Source organism: Vibrio gigantis, from assembly GCF_024347515.1.
GTDB classification, from domain to species: Bacteria; Pseudomonadota; Gammaproteobacteria; order Enterobacterales; family Vibrionaceae; genus Vibrio; species Vibrio gigantis.
Map to the genome: position 1 here is coordinate 2,722,336 of NZ_AP025492.1, position 17,189 is coordinate 2,739,524.

The 17,189-nt window shown below is 45.7% G+C and carries 14 protein-coding genes; 5 read left to right on the forward strand and 9 right to left on the reverse strand.

The window, feature by feature from the left end; genetic code table 11:
- The first annotated feature begins 158 nt into the window (after positions 1 to 158).
- A complete protein-coding gene (gene fadE, locus OCV56_RS12040) occupies positions 159 to 2,624 on the forward strand; it encodes an acyl-CoA dehydrogenase FadE (RefSeq protein ID WP_086715150.1) in 2,466 nt (821 codons plus the stop codon).
- 130 nt (positions 2,625 to 2,754) lie between these two features.
- Here fadE and OCV56_RS12045 read toward each other — a convergent pair whose 3' ends face one another.
- A complete protein-coding gene (locus tag OCV56_RS12045) occupies positions 2,755 to 4,002 on the reverse strand; it encodes a TIGR03503 family protein (protein ID WP_086715153.1) in 1,248 nt (415 codons plus the stop codon).
- Positions 4,003 to 4,011: 9 nt separating this feature from the next.
- On the reverse strand, positions 4,012 to 4,779 hold the full coding sequence (gene dnaQ / locus OCV56_RS12050) for a DNA polymerase III subunit epsilon (RefSeq protein ID WP_017060722.1): 768 nt from the start codon (positions 4,777 to 4,779) through the stop codon (positions 4,012 to 4,014).
- 56 nt (positions 4,780 to 4,835) lie between these two features.
- Here dnaQ and rnhA point away from each other — a divergent pair, with 56 nt between their 5' ends.
- Positions 4,836 to 5,300, forward strand: a complete 465-nt coding sequence (gene rnhA / locus OCV56_RS12055; protein ID WP_086715155.1) for a ribonuclease HI — start codon at positions 4,836 to 4,838, stop codon at positions 5,298 to 5,300.
- Positions 5,301 to 5,340: 40 nt separating this feature from the next.
- On the opposite strand, the gene OCV56_RS12060 is transcribed toward rnhA, so the two are convergent.
- Positions 5,341 to 6,126, reverse strand: a complete 786-nt coding sequence (locus OCV56_RS12060) for a class I SAM-dependent methyltransferase (protein WP_086715157.1) — start codon at positions 6,124 to 6,126, stop codon at positions 5,341 to 5,343.
- A 53-nt stretch (positions 6,127 to 6,179) separates the two neighbouring features.
- On the opposite strand from OCV56_RS12060, the gene gloB reads away from it, so the two are divergent.
- The 3 genes from gloB (at position 6,180) to OCV56_RS12075 (ending at position 9,266) form a co-directional block, all read left to right on the forward strand.
- On the forward strand, positions 6,180 to 6,938 hold the full coding sequence (gene gloB, locus OCV56_RS12065; protein WP_086715159.1) for a hydroxyacylglutathione hydrolase: 759 nt from the start codon (positions 6,180 to 6,182) through the stop codon (positions 6,936 to 6,938).
- A gap of 70 nt (positions 6,939 to 7,008) precedes the next feature.
- Positions 7,009 to 8,583, forward strand: coding sequence for a LysM peptidoglycan-binding domain-containing protein (locus OCV56_RS12070; RefSeq protein WP_086715161.1), 1,575 nt, complete (start codon positions 7,009 to 7,011; stop codon positions 8,581 to 8,583).
- A complete protein-coding gene (locus OCV56_RS12075) occupies positions 8,580 to 9,266 on the forward strand; it encodes a YIP1 family protein (protein WP_086715163.1) in 687 nt (228 codons plus the stop codon). The genes OCV56_RS12070 and OCV56_RS12075 overlap by 4 nt, the downstream gene beginning before the upstream one ends.
- Before the next feature lie 115 nt (positions 9,267 to 9,381).
- Here OCV56_RS12075 and OCV56_RS12080 read toward each other — a convergent pair whose 3' ends face one another.
- The 6 genes from OCV56_RS12080 to dnaE all read right to left on the reverse strand — a co-directional run bounded on the left by OCV56_RS12080 (position 9,382) and on the right by dnaE (position 17,065).
- On the reverse strand, positions 9,382 to 10,224 hold the full coding sequence (locus OCV56_RS12080; protein WP_086715165.1) for an endonuclease/exonuclease/phosphatase family protein: 843 nt from the start codon (positions 10,222 to 10,224) through the stop codon (positions 9,382 to 9,384).
- Between the two features lie 61 nt (positions 10,225 to 10,285).
- Positions 10,286 to 10,624 (reverse strand): nitrogen regulatory protein P-II, encoded by a 339-nt coding sequence (gene glnB, locus OCV56_RS12085; protein ID WP_004738609.1) that lies wholly within the window; start codon positions 10,622 to 10,624, stop codon positions 10,286 to 10,288.
- 130 nt (positions 10,625 to 10,754) lie between these two features.
- Positions 10,755 to 11,078, reverse strand: a complete 324-nt coding sequence (locus OCV56_RS12090) for a c-type cytochrome (protein WP_190960464.1) — start codon at positions 11,076 to 11,078, stop codon at positions 10,755 to 10,757.
- Between the two features lie 46 nt (positions 11,079 to 11,124).
- Entirely contained in the window at positions 11,125 to 12,456 is a 1,332-nt protein-coding gene (tilS, locus tag OCV56_RS12095; protein WP_086715169.1) for a tRNA lysidine(34) synthetase TilS, read from the reverse strand.
- Positions 12,457 to 12,580: 124 nt separating this feature from the next.
- Positions 12,581 to 13,540 (reverse strand): acetyl-CoA carboxylase carboxyl transferase subunit alpha, encoded by a 960-nt coding sequence (gene accA, locus OCV56_RS12100; protein ID WP_086715171.1) that lies wholly within the window; start codon positions 13,538 to 13,540, stop codon positions 12,581 to 12,583.
- 45 nt (positions 13,541 to 13,585) lie between these two features.
- Positions 13,586 to 17,065, reverse strand: a complete 3,480-nt coding sequence (gene dnaE, locus OCV56_RS12105) for a DNA polymerase III subunit alpha (RefSeq protein WP_086715173.1) — start codon at positions 17,063 to 17,065, stop codon at positions 13,586 to 13,588.
- Positions 17,066 to 17,189: the final 124 nt, after the last annotated feature.

The following is a 17,189-nucleotide window of genomic DNA, read 5'->3' on the forward strand; positions in this document are numbered from 1 at the left end:
CCACCAACCTCTCACAATTAGAACTTTAACTCTACTCAGATCACTTTTTATTCACTTTATAGTTTTACAAATATTTAATATTTTGTTTACACTTAACTGGTTAGACCTCTTACCTAAAACTTAATAACAATAAGTGATCTCTGAAAAGGAAATCGATCATGAACATATTGCTCTCCCTACTCGGCATGACAGCCATCTTAGGCGTCTGTCTTTACCATAGAGTTAGCCTGGTACGTGCATTAATTGTATTAACCGGCGCAATGGTAGCATTAACACTATTTGGCGGCGTGTCTGTCACTGGTTGGCTTTGCTACCTGTTAGCTGTTGCGATCTTGGCTGTACCGGCAATTCGTCAGACTCTAATTAGTCAAAAAGCACTTTCTTTATTTAAGAAAGTTCTACCGGCGATGTCTCAAACAGAAAAAGAAGCATTAGAAGCAGGCACTGTGTGGTGGGAAGCAGAACTGTTCAAAGGTAAACCTGAATGGAAAAAGCTTCAGAACATTGCTGACCCGAAACTCTCTGAAGCAGAGCAAGCGTTTTTAGATGGTCCTGTAAATACCGTGTGTGAAATGGTCAATGACTACCAAGTAACTCATGAGCTTGCCGACTTACCACCAGAAGTATGGCAATACCTGAAAGACCATAAATTCTTCGCCATGATCATCAAGAAAAAATACGGCGGTTTAGAATTCTCAGCTTACGCTCAATCTTTAGTTCTGCAGAAGCTAACCGGCGTTTCTAGCGTATTGTCATCAACCGTTGGTGTACCTAACTCATTAGGCCCTGGTGAGCTGTTACAACACTACGGAACAGAAGAACAGAGAAACCACTACCTGCCACGCCTAGCTGAAGGCAAAGAGATCCCTTGTTTTGCCCTAACAAGTCCAGAAGCCGGTTCAGATGCAGGCTCAATCCCTGATTACGGCATTGTATGTAAAGGTGAATGGCAAGGCGAAGAAGTACTCGGCATGCGCCTCACTTGGAACAAACGCTACATCACTTTAGCGCCTGTTGCGACCGTACTGGGTTTAGCCTTTAAACTGCGTGACCCTGATGCCCTACTTGGTGATCAAAAAGATCTTGGTATCACTTGTGCGCTTATCCCAACCGATTTGCAAGGCGTAGAAATTGGCAACCGCCATTTCCCGCTAAACGTACCGTTTCAGAATGGCCCGACACAAGGCAACGATATCTTCGTGCCTATTGATTTCATCATTGGTGGCCAGAAAATGGCAGGTCAAGGCTGGCGTATGCTGGTTGAGTGTCTGTCGGTTGGTCGTGGTATCACGCTGCCTTCAAACTCAACGGGCGGCATTAAGTCTGCAGCTCTTGCAACTGGTGCTTACGCTCGTATCCGTCGTCAATTCAAACAGCCAATTGGTCGTATGGAAGGGGTTGAGGAGCCACTAGCACGCTTAGCAGGAAACGCTTATGTCATGGACGCTGCAAGTAATCTAACCGTAGCGGGTATCGACCTTGGCGAAAAGCCTTCGGTTATCTCTGCCATCGTTAAATACCACTGTACTCACCGTGGCCAACGCAGCATCATTGATGCAATGGACATCGTCGGCGGTAAAGGCATTTGTTTAGGTCCCTCGAACTTCTTAGCTCGTGGTTACCAAGGTTCGCCTATCGCGATTACGGTTGAAGGTGCAAACATTCTGACGCGTTCAATGATCATTTATGGTCAAGGTGCGATTCGCTGTCACCCTTACGTACTAAACGAAATGGAAGCGGCTTACTCTGAAAGCAGCGATGCGCTTGATAAGTTTGATTCAGCGTTAGCAGGACACGTTAGCTTTACTATGAGTAACCTAGTACGCAGCTTATGGTTTGGTTTAACCGATGGTCGTGGTTCAGATGCGCCAACACCATCAAATAAAACAGACAAACAAACACAGCGTTACTACCAACAGCTAAACCGTTACAGTGCTAACCTAGCGCTACTTTCTGACATCTCAATGGCTGTATTAGGCGGTTCACTGAAGCGCAGAGAGCGCCTATCCGCAAGACTGGGTGACATCCTGAGCCAACTTTACCTAGGCTCAGCAACACTTAAGCGCTTTGAAAGCGAAGGCAGCCACGCCGAAGATCTACCGTTAGTACATTGGGGTATGCAAGATAGCTTACGTCAGACTGAAGTGGCGATTGATGAGTTCTTAGCGAACTTCCCTAACCCAGTGGTTGGTCGTTTGCTTCGTGTTGTGCTAATGCCATTTGGCCGTATCCGCCGTGCGCCAAACGACAAACTGGATAGCAAAGTCGCGCACATTCTACAAACACCAAGCGAAACACGCTCTCGTATCGGTCGCGGTCAATATCTGGAAGCCACAGAGTACAACCCAGTAGGTAAGATTGAAAAAGCACTAGAAGTGATTCTTCAAGCTGAACCTTTGTTCGACAGAGTCTGCAAAGAGACACATCAAAAACGTGCCTTCTTACGACTTGATCTTGTTGCTCAGTTGGGACTTGAAAAAGGTATCTTAACGCAAGAAGAGGCAAACCTTCTGATTAGCGCTGAGGAACATAGGCTGTACACGATTAACGTGGATGACTTCTCACCAGAGGAGCTTGCTGCAAAATCTCAATACTCAGACCAATCAATTGATAACGTCGCTTAAGGTCAAAAAAAGAAACAAGAACGGGACTCTTATGAGTCCCGTTTTTTTGTTCATGACATCGTTGTCACAACTTCTAATGCTTTATCTCTTGAGGCTAATTCTCTCTAGATAACTCAACAATAGAGACAAATTACTTTGGCGCCTTGAGTTGCATCTCTGGTTGAGCTCTTTTCTTGGCTGTTACTTTGCGAACCACAAACCAAGCCAGTAACCCTAATAGAATCGCGACCACATTACCCACCGCAATAATGATCATACTGCGCTGTCTGTCATCTTCACGCTTCTGAAGGATCATCAACTCTGTAGCGATCCGCTTCTGTTCAGCAAGCGCTTCTTCTTGAAGGCGTCGTGACTCTGCTAAATCGATATCTTCAACAACGCTGTACGACTGTTCTGCAATTGGAAAGCTCAGTGGGCGCTGACTTGAGGCATCGGTGGCATATACCATCCCAGACCAATTATAAATCCCCAGCTCACCATTATAAGGCACTTCTAAAGCGACTTTCATTGCATCGACGTCAGCTTGCCCCTGCTTGTACATCACATATTCATGAGGGGCCTTGTGCTCAACATGAACAGCCAAAGAACTCGGTGCGATCATGCCCTGTTCTCCAGACACCACAATAGTATGAGGTAAACCCTCTTCGCGAGACTGAATAAAAGTAGTAGTGATCGGTGTCGGATAAACCAAGACCTCTTGCTCTTGCGCTCTCAAGAACACGCCGTTCCCAGAAGTAATACGCGCTCGGTATTTACCAGGCTCTATATCAATTGGTAAAGAGACTGTGAACACTCCATCTCCAGCTTTTTCATCAAAATCAGCGCCATCGTCAGCAAATTCACCCATCACAACCGGTATCGGGCGTGCTTCTCTCACTAGAGACTCTTCGTTTTCAACAAACTTAGTAAAAGTGACCTTAAGCTTCACGCGATCGAGAAAATCGCGTAACACAAGCGGCTTGCCATTAGAGGTCAGTCGAGCAGTAAATTTGATGCGTTCTGTTTGATACAACTTATCTGGGAACTCATTAGCATCTAAAACAAGATGAGACAGGAGTTTGATGTTGTTCTTAGGTGAGACCTTACCGACCGCTTGCCAAGGGCCAGGCATCGGGTTATCGATAGAGATAATGTCCATGGATGACTCTTCGTACCAACGGACATTATCAGCATTACGCCAAGAGTAGTATTTCTTGCCATCCGGACGAACCAAAACGACAGGTTTAGAATTATCGGCTCGATAAATCACAAAGGTGACTTGTTCAATACTGGGGTCAACTCGAAAACGGTTGTCCAATAAACTCATTACGGATTCTGTGGCCGCATGCAAACTAAAGCTTAACAGCAATAAACAACCGGTAGCCAATACCCTTAACATACTTTCTCCCTACTGACGCCAGAGGCAGCTTCCGCTTTTCTCGACGAGATCTAAACGACTTTGATGCGCTTCTACTTCATCGGCCGTAGCTCGTAAAACCTTTAGGGATTTTCGACCACTTTCTACTCTTCGTATGCTTTCGGCTTCGCCTTCCTGTTGACCTGCGTTAAATTGCAGAGAAGTTTGCCCACCCGTCATCAATAAATAGACGTCGGCTAGGATCTCCGCATCGAGCAATGCGCCGTGGAGAGTACGGTGCGAGTTATCGATACCATAACGATCACATAAGATATCTAGGTTGTTTCTTTTCCCTGGGAATATCTTCTTCGCCATTGCCAAGGTATCGGTAACTTTGCAGTAGTCATCCGTTTTACCTATCGCTGGATTAAGCTTCTCAAACTCATAGTCCATAAAGCCCGTATCGAAGGGCGCGTTATGAGCCACCAGCTCAGCACCTTTGATAAAGTCGAGAAACTCTTTATGTATGTCTTGGTATTCAGGCTTATCAATCAAGAATTCATCGGTAATACCGTGAACGCCAATCGCCTCTTCTTGAATCGCACGATCGGGCTTGATATAGACGTGGAAATGACGACCGGTCAACCTACGGTTGATGATCTCTACTGCACCAATTTCAACGATGCGGTGCCCCATATAGTGAGGACCACCTTCGGTATTCATACCGGTGGTTTCGGTATCGAGTACAACAATGCGCTTATTTTCGTTCGAACTGTTTTTTTCGTTCGTGCTTTGTTCTGGAGTGCTACTGGTATTCATAAGGATAACTGTGTCAGACTATGCCGATAATGTGCTTGAGGTAATAGTATCAAATCATGACGAAACAAGTTGAAATTTTCACTGATGGTTCTTGTTTAGGCAACCCAGGTCCCGGTGGCTATGGCATTGTACTTCGCTACAAAAAAGTCGAGAAGACGCTAGCAGAAGGCTTCACGCTAACAACCAATAACCGTATGGAAATGCTCGCTGCTGTCGTTGCTCTCCAAGCCCTCAAAGAACCTTGCTCTGTGATTCTGACTACAGATAGCCAATACGTGCGTCAAGGCATCACACAGTGGATACATAACTGGAAAAAGCGCGACTGGAAAACCGCCGACAAAAAGCCGGTGAAAAATGCCGATCTGTGGCAAAAGCTCGATAAAGAGACAGCACGTCACACTGTCGATTGGCGTTGGGTGAAAGGACACGCAGGTCACCGAGAGAATGAAATGTGTGATGAGCTAGCTCGTACCGCCGCAGAAAATCCAACCCAAGAAGACACGGGCTACCAGCCAAGCTAATATTGGGAGCGAGTAAAGATATCCGATAGTAAAAAGCCGACTACGAGTCGGCTTTTTCTGTTTTTAGCGGGCGCAGCGCACGAATGGAATGCAACGTGCAGCGAGTATCGGTCCTAAAGCTTGCCCCAACAGGCGAGAAACGCCGCTTAAGGTGCCAATGTGGCTTGATAGGTTTAAGCGGATAAGTTCGTTTACGAGCAACAATAAAATATTGGCTTCCGGCGAAGGATGCGCAGCCACCTAAGCTGTTCTCCAACCACGTCCACATCGCTTGATATTTACTCATAGGAAACAACGCGTAGGTGTCACAATGAATCACTTCATAGTTAAGTACACCTAACCAGTCTTTAATTCGGCTTGGCGTGTACATACGCCCACTCCAGGGCAAGCTGTTCTTTCGCCAAGGCATCAAACTGGCAAGCCCAGTGACACTAATCGGGTTAAAGCCAGTGATAATGATATAGCCATCGTCCATCATCACTCGATCGACTTCTCTCAATAAGCGATGCGGGTCATTGCTATAATCTAACTGATGACTCAGCACCACAACATCAAAGCTTTTTTCCAAAAAGGGTAAATTATAGCCATCCGCTATCACATTATGTAATGGGTTCTGGATATCTAGGTTTACTTGATGTTGAATGTTGCATGTGCAGCTAGAAATCTCACTACTGAGGCCGCCGAGCTTGAGCATATGGTAACCAAACAGCTTTGGACACCACTCATCGAGTCGAGTTTGAATAGATTCTCTCAACCAGTCCCCATTGTGCAATTGCGCCCAAGTGTAAGGACGTTCAAACTTCTTTCTGCTACGTGCTGGCTTCATCAATAATCTGTCTCACTTATTCTGTCGCACTGAAAGTGACTGGAGAACCAATAATGTTACATATCAAAAGCATACCTGCATTTAACGACAATTACATCTGGCTGATTCAAAATAGCGATCGCCGTTGTGCTGTCGTCGACCCTGGTGATGCGGCTCCAGTATTAGAGTACTTAGCACACCATGAGCTAACTTTAGATGCAATCTTGATTACGCACCACCACCACGATCACATTGGTGGCGTTCCAGAGTTAGTTAGACAATTTCCTGGTGTTGATGTCGTAGGTCCGAAGAATGAGCCTATCCCAACATTGACACACCCCGTAGATGACGGTGACCAACTGGAATTATTCGACGAAGTATTCTTGGTTCTTGGACTAAGTGGGCATACTGCAGGCCATATCGGTTACGTCGGTGATGCAAAGCTATTCTGTGGTGATGTGCTGTTCTCTGCTGGTTGTGGTCGCATCATGGAGGGCACACCACAACAGATGTTCGATGCGCTGAATAAGATCACGGCGCTGCCTCAAGAAACCGAAGTTTATTGTGCACATGAGTACACTGCAGCCAATATCGCTTTCGCATTAGCGGTTGAGCCTGATAACCAACATTTGCAGCAATATCGCGACCAAGTAAACCGACTCCGTGCTCAAAATAAGTCGACCATCCCCACAAATTTGAGACAAGAGAAGTTTGTGAACCCTTTCCTGCGCTATACAGAGCCAAGTGTAGTGAAATCAGTGTCTAATCGCACCGAACAAACCGATCCTTTATCGGTATTCACCGCTTTACGTGCTTGGAAGAACGAATTTTAACAAATACAGACTTGTCACTTATAGGGGGTGGCAAGTATTATCATCGGCCGTTAATTAAAAAGGCTGTAACATGCGAGTTAAGTACAGCTGGGCTTTGGTATTACTACTTTCTGGTTGCCAATTAACTCAGTCAGAGAATTCAGACCAAGCTTCCGAGCAAACCAACACATCTCCTACTAAAGAAGTTTCTCAAGCGAACGTTTCATCAGAAGCAACAGCCAAAGAAGAACACAAAGTTGAAGCACCTGTCGTTACTCCACAAACTCAAGAAGATGTTTGGAAGCGCATTGCGATGCAACTTGAAATGGAAGTACCAGACCAAAAGAAAGTCGACTACTACCGAACTTGGTATCTCAAACACCCTAGTCATCTAAAAACCGTATCAAAGCGTGCTGAACCTTTCCTTTATTTGATCACGACAAAGATTGAAGAAAAAGGCTTGCCACTAGAATTGGCACTATTGCCCGTCGTAGAAAGCTCGTTCGACGCATTTGCCTACTCTCATGGCAGCGCAGCAGGACTATGGCAATTCATTTCAGGTACGGGCAAAGACTACGGGCTTGAGCAAAACTTTTGGTATGACGGTCGCCGCGATGTTGCCGCTTCTACCGACGCGGCATTGGACTTCCTCTCAGACCTTAACAGACGTTTCGATGGCGACTGGAACCATGCGATTGCCGCCTATAACAGTGGTGGTGGTCGAGTAAACAGCGCAATTCGTAAGAACAAGAAGCTGGGCAAGCCAATCGACTTCTTCTCTCTGGATTTACCAAAAGAGACCAGCAGCTACGTACCTAAACTGCTCGCGCTAGCTGATGTAATTGCCAACCAAGAAAAGTACGGTATCGACATCCCTGCGATTCCAAACAAGCCAGTTCTGACTTTGGTTAACCCTGAAGAGCAACTTGATCTAGCCATTGCTGCGAGCTATGCAGGTATTCCGGTCAAAGAATTGCAAAGCTACAACCCCGCTTATAACCAATGGGCGACGGCACCTGAAAAGCATCAACAATTATTGCTTCCTCTAGGCTCTGTTGAAAAGTTCAACAAAGAAGTGGCAGCTAATAAAGGCAAAGGCATGAAGTTGGTGCGTTACAAGGTTCAGTCTGGTGACAGCATTAGCGTGCTCGCAAGCAAATACAACACCACCAGCAAAGTGATCCGCTCTGCGAACGGTTTGAGCAACAACAATATTCGTATTGGACAGCACTTACTTATCCCAACATCAACTAAAGACGACAAGACATACGCACTCAGCGCTTCAAACCGCCTAGCAAGCACACAGTCGAAGAGTCGTGGCCAATATAAGCTTAGCCATACCGTAAAAAGTGGTGACAGCCTATGGACGATTGCACGCGCAAATAAGGTATCTCACCAATCACTGGCTAAATGGAATGGCATGGGGCCACGCGACACGCTTAGAATTGGTCAAGAACTGGTCATATGGAAGAATGGCTCAGACGGCGCCATCATCCGTACAATCTTTTATAACGTAAGATCAGGTGACACAGTCAGCGGTATTGCATCAAAGTTCAAAGTAAAAAGCGCAGATGTTGTAAAATGGAACGCTTTGCAGAACAAGAAATACTTACAGCCAGGACAAAAGCTTAAGCTGTATGTTGATGTAACTAAGGTAAGTGTATGAACCCGTCAAGTAACCCACTCGTCATGCTGTTGGATATATTCCGTTCACCAACAGCTTGTTTCTTAGCGCTTTATCAGCGAAGCGCTTGGGGATGGCAACCCTACGTCGTATTAATGCTCAGCCCATTTTTGTTCTGGGGTGCCTATTTTTCGAATGTAGACTTTGCATGGTTAAGCGCAGAGTTGTCACAACAACTGGCTCAAACTAACCCTGACCAATTGGCGTTACTTGACAGCAACACTCTACTCGCGAGTGAAATCATCAGCGACGTATTTGGTCGAACGCTAACCATCGTTCTGTTGGCATTCTGGTTTAACCTAGCAACCAAACCAAGCCAGCATCAACATAGTTTTTGGCGATGGTTTGCAGCAGCATCAGTTATCATCTTCCCAGCAGTTTTAGGTGACATTGCGAGCTACGCAAGTCTAATCCTAAAACACGGTCATGTGATGAACTACGCTGCCGACTTGAATAGCTTAAATGGCTTAATCAAGTTACCACTAACCAACGACTGGTCGCAGTTTGCTAGCTCATTACCACTGTTATTACCTTGGTACATCGTACTAGGTTATGCCGCGGTATTAACGTGGACTGAGTTTGAGCGTGGTCAAGCACTCGTTATATCTGGCTTGCCATGGGTTGGTTACTACCTAATCTGGGCGCTCTACATTTTAATCTTTTAAGCTAAAGATATAAAAAGAAGGCTAGCGAAAACTCTCTAGCCCATTTTTCCATTAGCTTATTAGCCAACGTAACCACCGTGCGAAGGGCTAATGCCCAATCACGAATAGTTTCTTACTATTTAGCCTTAAAGGTCACTCGCATCGGGTTATGATCAGAAGCGTCCGTCATGGGCGCTTTTGCTTTTTCTACCTCAAGACCTCGATAGAACACATGGTCGAGCACCAACCCAGTAATGAACTGAGTTCGATTGTCCGGTTTAAAGGCAACTTCCGCCAAACCTACCTGCTCCAACGCAACTTTTAATACTGTAAAGCGAGCTTCACTCCAGCTATTAAAATCTCCAGCAAAAATAACAGGCCCACGATACTTTTGTAGATTGTCGGTTAAGCTCTTGAGTTGATCTTCGTAATCTTCCGTACCAAAGGTAAAGTTCACAGCATGAATATTAATCACCGCCAGCTCTTCACCATTGCTTAACTGATAACGAGACCAAAGCGCCGATTTAGGCAGTTGAAGCCAAGGCTCTTCATGAGTATAAGCACAAGCTTCAATCGGCAGATAGGTTGCTAGGTTTAGTACACCTGCACTTTGCTCAAAGGCTTCAAACGCATTAACACGAGTGCTTCCCCACTGGCCACTCGTTACCCATTGGCGAAGTCCTTCCGTCATACTGGCTTCTTGCAGCAGTACCAAGTCGCTTCCCGCAGTCAGTTTATTAAGCTCACTCTGCCAGTTCGTGCGATTTTGCTTGTAGATATTCCAAACGGTGAGGCTCAACCCATCTGACACATCAAGTGCTTTCGGTGTGGCATTTTGGTAGCAACTATAGATATCGTTACTGGTATTTGGAGAAGATGTGATTAGGTTAGGTTTATTCGGGATCACGAAAATAAAGTGAAAACTAACGACAGCAAGTGTTATCAACAGTGTGATAACTATGATGGTTTTCTTGAACATACAACACCCTACCAGAAATGAAAAAGGAGCGATAAACGCTCCTTTTAGGGTAATAGTTTTTTTATACGGCGTCTTCGTCTTCTTCGCCAGTACGAATACGTACCACACGTTCAACGTCAGTAATAAAGATCTTACCGTCGCCAATTTTACCTGTTTGAGCCGTCTCTATGATGGTATCAACACATTGGTCAGCTACTTCGTCGGTCACAACAATTTCCAATTTCACTTTAGGTAAAAAGTCGACCATGTACTCTGCGCCACGGTATAGCTCAGTATGACCTTTCTGACGTCCAAAGCCTTTAACTTCGGATACTGTCATACCCGTAATGCCCACTTCTGCAAGTGCTTCACGTACATCATCAAGTTTGAATGGCTTGATAATGGCTTCAATCTTTTTCATGTTCATCCCTTAAACTGTGCGAATGGCTCATTATCGGTTAGCTATAGTAAACATTCAATGAAAAAAGCCAGAGCTTTAAAGCTCTGGCTCGAAATTTATCATCTTGTTTAATCAGCGCTTTAAGAAGGTTTTACTTAAGGCTTGCGTAGTAAGCAGCTAGATTAGCGATGTCTTCATCACTCAGCATTGAAGCTTGAGCCTGCATTACAGCGGCCAAACCACCTGTACGCTGATTGGTTTTGTATGCGTTAATTGATGAAGCAATATATTGTTCATTTTGACCTTTTAGGTTTGGATAACCTGGGATCACTGCGATGCCATCTGCACCATGGCATGCCGCACAGATTGCTGCTTTAGCTTGACCCGCAGCAACATCACCCGCCAGAGCGTTACCACTCAATAGTCCAAATCCAAGAACTAATCCTAGTGTAATTTTCTTCATTGCATATTCCATTAATTATTTTTATTAAAGTGACGATGAATTGTGACACAAACTTTTTCTACTTGCTCCAAAGCGCTTCACAATCTTGACCTTCGTAGTTTTTATCTACGAATAAGCCTAAAACAGCGATCACTCGATCGCCATCCATTAATATTGGCGTTCTGCGTCGTAACCAACTGGGTACTTGGTACTCCTGAAAGAGTTTTTTGAGCTTTCGACTATGGCCGCGTCCAATAGGATGCGCTGATAATCCTTCAGAGTTGAAGGTAATGCGCATGGTGTCTTTAACACTTGAGAGGCTAAAACTTTGTGAATAACCACTCTTAGCAACACAGTTGCTCGATGCCTTTAAGTACAAATCACCCAAACCATCAGGTAATACAATGCTCTCTCCTATAGAGATATCACATTTCCAGTTCGACATGTCCTTAGTCTCTTTCACTATGTAGAGCTGATTATCAAAGCGCCTAACCTCAACATCATTCAACACCAATTTAGGATTGGCATCCGCCTGAGCACACGCCACTTCATTCCAGATAAGCTTAAGCTGCTTTTGACTCGGCATAGGTTGATTACAATGACTCAACCACATTCTTAGCAGTCGAGCTCGTAACAAGTCTGAGTGTTGAGATAACGCCTCAATACATAAGCTATCGCTATCTCCCAAAGCTTGCTGGAGGTGTGATTCAAGCAATTCATCAAGCAGTAGTTCTTGCTCTGCACATAACTGAGCGCTGCGACTAACCGATTCTTGGAAACTTGGCCAACGCTCGGTTAGTACCGGTGTGACTTGATGACGAATAAAGTTGCGGTCAAAGCGAACGTCTTGATTACTCTCATCTTCTACCCAAGTTAAAGCCATATCACGCGCCGACGCTTCAATATCAGATCGGGTTACCGATAGCATAGGACGAACAATATAAGCATCAGCAAACGGCATCACTTTCGCCATTGAAGAGAGGCCTTTCGGACCACTACCACGCTTCAACGCTAACAAGAAGGTCTCTACTTGGTCATCGATGTGTTGACCTGTAACTAATACATCACCTTGTTCAATATGTTTTTCAAAGGCCTGGTATCGCGCATCACGCGCTAACTTTTCGATACTCTCGCCACTATTAATATCCAGCGAGACTCGTTCAATCATAAGTGAAACGGACAGCGCATCACACCATGCTTGGCACTGTTCTGCCCAGCGGTCAGCATTTTTACTGAGGCCATGATGAACATGTACCGCACAACACTCAATATCATAGACTTGAGCGTATTGAACAGCTAACTCCAACAATACTCTAGAATCAACACCACCACTGAAAGCGACGAGCAAACGACGAGGCTTGAGCGCGCTTTGATGAAGTACAGATGTGAAAGTATCGATTAAGTGTGTCATGAGGTAAATAAACCGAGAGATCGTGGTGAAGGGATAATGTCTTAATAATAAAAAAGGGTTGGCACTGAGTCCAACCCTTTCATCAACTTGTTCGTCTAACTAGCCTTATCGCTAAGGCAACTTATCAGCAGTAGCCGTAGCTCATTAGACGCTGGTAACGACGCTCAAGGAGTGCTTCGTTATCAAACTGCTCTAGCTCTTCTAACTGTTTAACTAACATGTCTTTCATGTTCTGAGCGGTTTGTACTGGGTCGCGGTGCGCGCCACCTAGCGGCTCAGGAATGATTTCGTCGATAAGCTCAAGCTCTTTAAGGCGAGGAGCAATCAGCCCCATCGCTTCAGCTGCTTGTGGGGCTTTATCTGAATCACGCCATAGGATTGAAGCACAACCTTCTGGAGAGATTACTGAGTACGTAGAATACTGAAGCATGTTCACGTAGTCACCAACACCAATCGCTAGTGCACCACCAGAACCGCCTTCACCCACAACGTTACAGATCACAGGCACTGAAAGACCTGCCATAACCTTTAGGTTTTTAGCGATAGCTTCTGATTGGCCACGTTCTTCAGCACCAACACCAGGGTATGCACCCGCTGTATCGATGAACGTAATAATAGGCATGTTGAAGCGCTCAGCCGTTTCCATTAGACGTAGCGCCTTACGGTAACCTTCTGGCTTTGGCATACCAAAGTTACGGATCACTTTCTCTTTAGTCTCACGACCTTTCTGGTGACCAATAACCATAACAGGACGGCCATTTAGACGAGCCATACCACCCACAATAGCTTTGTCGTCAGCGTAAGCGCGATCGCCAGCCATTTCTTCAAACTCTGTGAATGCATGCTCCAGGTAATCTTTTGTGTAAGGACGTTGAGGGTGACGAGCAAGTTGAGCTACCTGCCATGCACCTAAGTCACTAAAGATTTTCTGTTTAAGCTCTAAGCTTTTTTTCTCTAGTTGTTCGATTTCTTTGTCTAGATCTACCGCTGTGTCACCACCGTGACGCGAAACGTCACGTAGCGCTTCGATTTTTGCTTCAAGTTCAGCGATAGGCTTTTCAAATTCTAGAAAGTTCAGGCTCATCTATGAATCCTTGTTGATTCAGCTCCACAGTCATGGAGCTAAATTTTAGTTAAATTCGAGTTCTACTTGGCTATTTCCAAGCAGCTGTTTTAATTCGTCTAGTAATGTATCACTTGGCGTCACACGCCATTCTGTGCCCAATGTTAACCGCGCTCTAGCGTCGGCACGCTGGTAGTATACATTGACTGGGACCGTTCCGGCTCTATAAGGTTCTAAGATTTGACTAAAGCGTTCAAAAAATTGACCGTTAATTTGGGATTGGTCGATAGATATCGACACCCCACGAGCATATTTCTCACGGGCGCTTCCTAAGTCCATGACCTCGCGCGCGGACATTTTAAGCCCGCCATTGAAATCATCAAAGCTGACCTGTCCAGAAACGACCACAATTTTGTCTTTTTCGAGCAATTCTGCGTAGCGATCGAGCGCATCCGAGAACAGCATCACTTCCATTCGGCCCGATCGGTCATCAAGTGTCATCAAACCGATTCGTGTACCGCGTTTCGTAGTCATCACTCTCGCAGCAATAACCAAACCAGCAATCGTTAGTGATTGGTCACGGCGAGTTGGCGTCGCGTCTTTCAAACGACAACTCGTGTATTTTGCTAACTCTTTGATGTAAGCATTCACCGGGTGACCCGTTAAATACAAGCCCAGCGTTTCACGCTCCCCCTCAAGCCAAACCTTCTCAGGCCATTTAGGTACTTGAGTATACTTGTGCTCAACCTCTTCCGGAGCGTCAGTCAACACACCAAACATATCAGATTGACCAAAAGACTCGGCATGGTGGTGTTGGCTCGCCGCCTTCACTGCATCTTTCAAAGATGCCATCATCGCCGCTCGGTGAGGACCTAATCTATCTAAGGCTCCGGATAGAATCAACTTTTCGATAACACGTTTATTGACCTTCTTTAGATCAAGACGAGCACAGAAGTCGAATAAGTCTTTAAAGTAACCGCCCTTATTTCGCGCTTCAATGATCGCTTCTATCGGACCTTCACCTACTCCTTTGATCGCGCCGATACCATAAACAATCGCGCCATCTTCATCCACGTTAAAGCGGTACAAGCCCGAGTTGATATCAGGTGGAAGCAGCTTGAGCTTCATACGGAAACACTCATCAACAAGGCCAATAACCTTCTCTGTGTTATCCATATCCGCCGTCATTACCGCAGCCATAAATTCCGCAGGGTAGTGCGTTTTCAACCACAGCGTTTGGTAAGAAACCAGTGCGTATGCAGCCGAGTGAGATTTGTTAAAGCCGTAGCCCGCAAATTTCTCTACCAAGTCAAAGATCTTCATGGCCAGCTCACCATCAACACCGTTGGCTTCAGCACCCTCTTTGAAGGTACCACGCTGTTTCGCCATCTCTTCTGGCTTCTTCTTACCCATCGCACGACGCAACATATCCGCTCCGCCAAGCGTATAGCCCGCCAGAATCTGTGCGATCTGCATTACCTGTTCTTGATACAGGATGATGCCGTAGGTAGGTTCTAGTGTCTCTTTTAGTGATTCGTGTTGCCACGTTTCATCAGGGTAAGATACCGCTTCACGGCCGTGTTTACGGTCGATAAAGTTATCTACCATGCCTGATTGCAGAGGACCCGGACGGAATAGTGCTACCAATGCGATGATATCTTCAAAACAGTCGGGCTGTAGACGTTTGATCAGGTCTTTCATACCACGCGATTCCAGCTGGAATACCGCGGTGGTTTCAGAATTTTGTAATAGGTTGAACGACGCTTGGTCATCAAGAGGAATCGACTCGATACGAACCGGTTCTTTACCCTCTTTCTTCAAACGAGGGTTCACTAGGCCTAGCGCCCAGTCGATGATGGTCAGGGTACGCAGACCCAAGAAATCGAACTTAACCAAGCCAGCGGTTTCAACGTCATTCTTATCGAATTGCGTTACTGGGAAGTTACCTTCAGCATCGGCATAAATTGGCGCAAAGTCAGTTATCGTGGTCGGTGAGATTACAACACCACCTGCGTGTTTACCGGCGTTTCGCGTACAACCTTCAAGGATACGACACTTATCGATCAGTTCACGAACTTCTTCATCGCCATCGTAAAGCTCTGGCAGCGCCGGCTCAGCAAGGAATGCTTTCTCTAGCGTCATACCCGGATCTGGCGGTACAAGCTTTGAAATTCTGTCAACGAAGCCAAACGGGTGACCCAGTACACGGCCTACGTCGCGGATTACCGCTTTCGCCGCCATGGTACCAAAGGTGATGATCTGAGACACCGCATCACGACCGTACATTTCAGCAACGTGGTCGATAACTTGGTCACGCTTATCCATACAGAAGTCGATATCGAAATCGGGCATCGAGACACGTTCTGGGTTCAAGAAACGTTCGAAAAGGAGATCGTATTCAAGTGGATCGAGATCGGTGATATCCAATGCGTAAGCGACTAGAGAGCCTGCACCAGAACCACGACCAGGACCTACCGGCACATCGTTGTCTTTTGACCACTGGATGAACTCCATTACTATCAAGAAGTAACCTGGGAAACCCATGTTGTTGACAACTTCGAGCTCGATCTTGAGTCGCTCATCGTACTCAGGCCTGCGCTCAGCACGCACTTTTTCATCAGGGAACAGGAACGCTAAACGTCGCTCAAGGCCTTCTTCTGACTTCTTAATCAAGAAATCTTCAATCGCCAAACCTTCCGTTGGGAAGTTAGGTAGGAAGTATTCACCTAAACGAACCGTTACATTACAACGCTTGGCAATCTCAACACTGTTCTCAAGTGCTTCAGGGATATCTGAGAACAACTCACACATCTCTTCTTCGCTACGAAGATACTGTTGCGCGCTGTAATTTTTAGGACGACGAGGATCGACCATCGTGAAACCATCATGAATCGCCACGCGGATTTCATGGGCATCAAAAAGATCTTCAGTCAGGAATACCACTTCGTTGGTTGCAACAACAGGCAAGTCTTCTTGCTCAGCCAGTTCCAATGCAAAGTGCAGGTAAGACTCTTCATCCGGACGTCCGGTACGAATCAACTCAAGATAAAAACGATCAGGGAAGTATGTTTTGTAAAACTCTACATTGCTTGCAACGAGTTCACGGTTGCCCTTCAACAAGGCTTTACCAATCTCACCTTCCTTCGCGCCCGATAGGATAATTAGGCCTTCGGCATTCTCAATCAGCCACTCTTTATCGATGACAGGCTGATGCTGTACATGACCGCGTAGGTAGGCTTTTGAGATAAGCAGCGTTAGGTTGTTATAACCTTTATTGTCGGTTGCAATGACGGTGAGCTTGGTCAACTCGTCACCGAACTCTGGAGACTGCATTAGGAAGTCAGCACCAATAATTGGTTTAACCCCGCACCCATGAGCAGTACCGTAGAACTTAACCAAACCACAAAGGTTGGTGAAATCGGTCAATGCTAGAGCAGGCATACCCATTTCAGCGACTTTTTTTACTAATGGCGGCACCTTAGAGAGGCCATCCACCATAGAAAAATCACTGTGTACGCGTAGGTGAACAAATTTTGGATCTGACATTATTTTTCCTGAGTTCTAGGTTTGAGCCTAGGGGTTACAACTGTGTGTATTCTATTTTTTTCTAGCGTAACTAAGCAACTTTATTCGATGCCAAGCTCTAGTTAACGTAAAGCTCTAATCTATA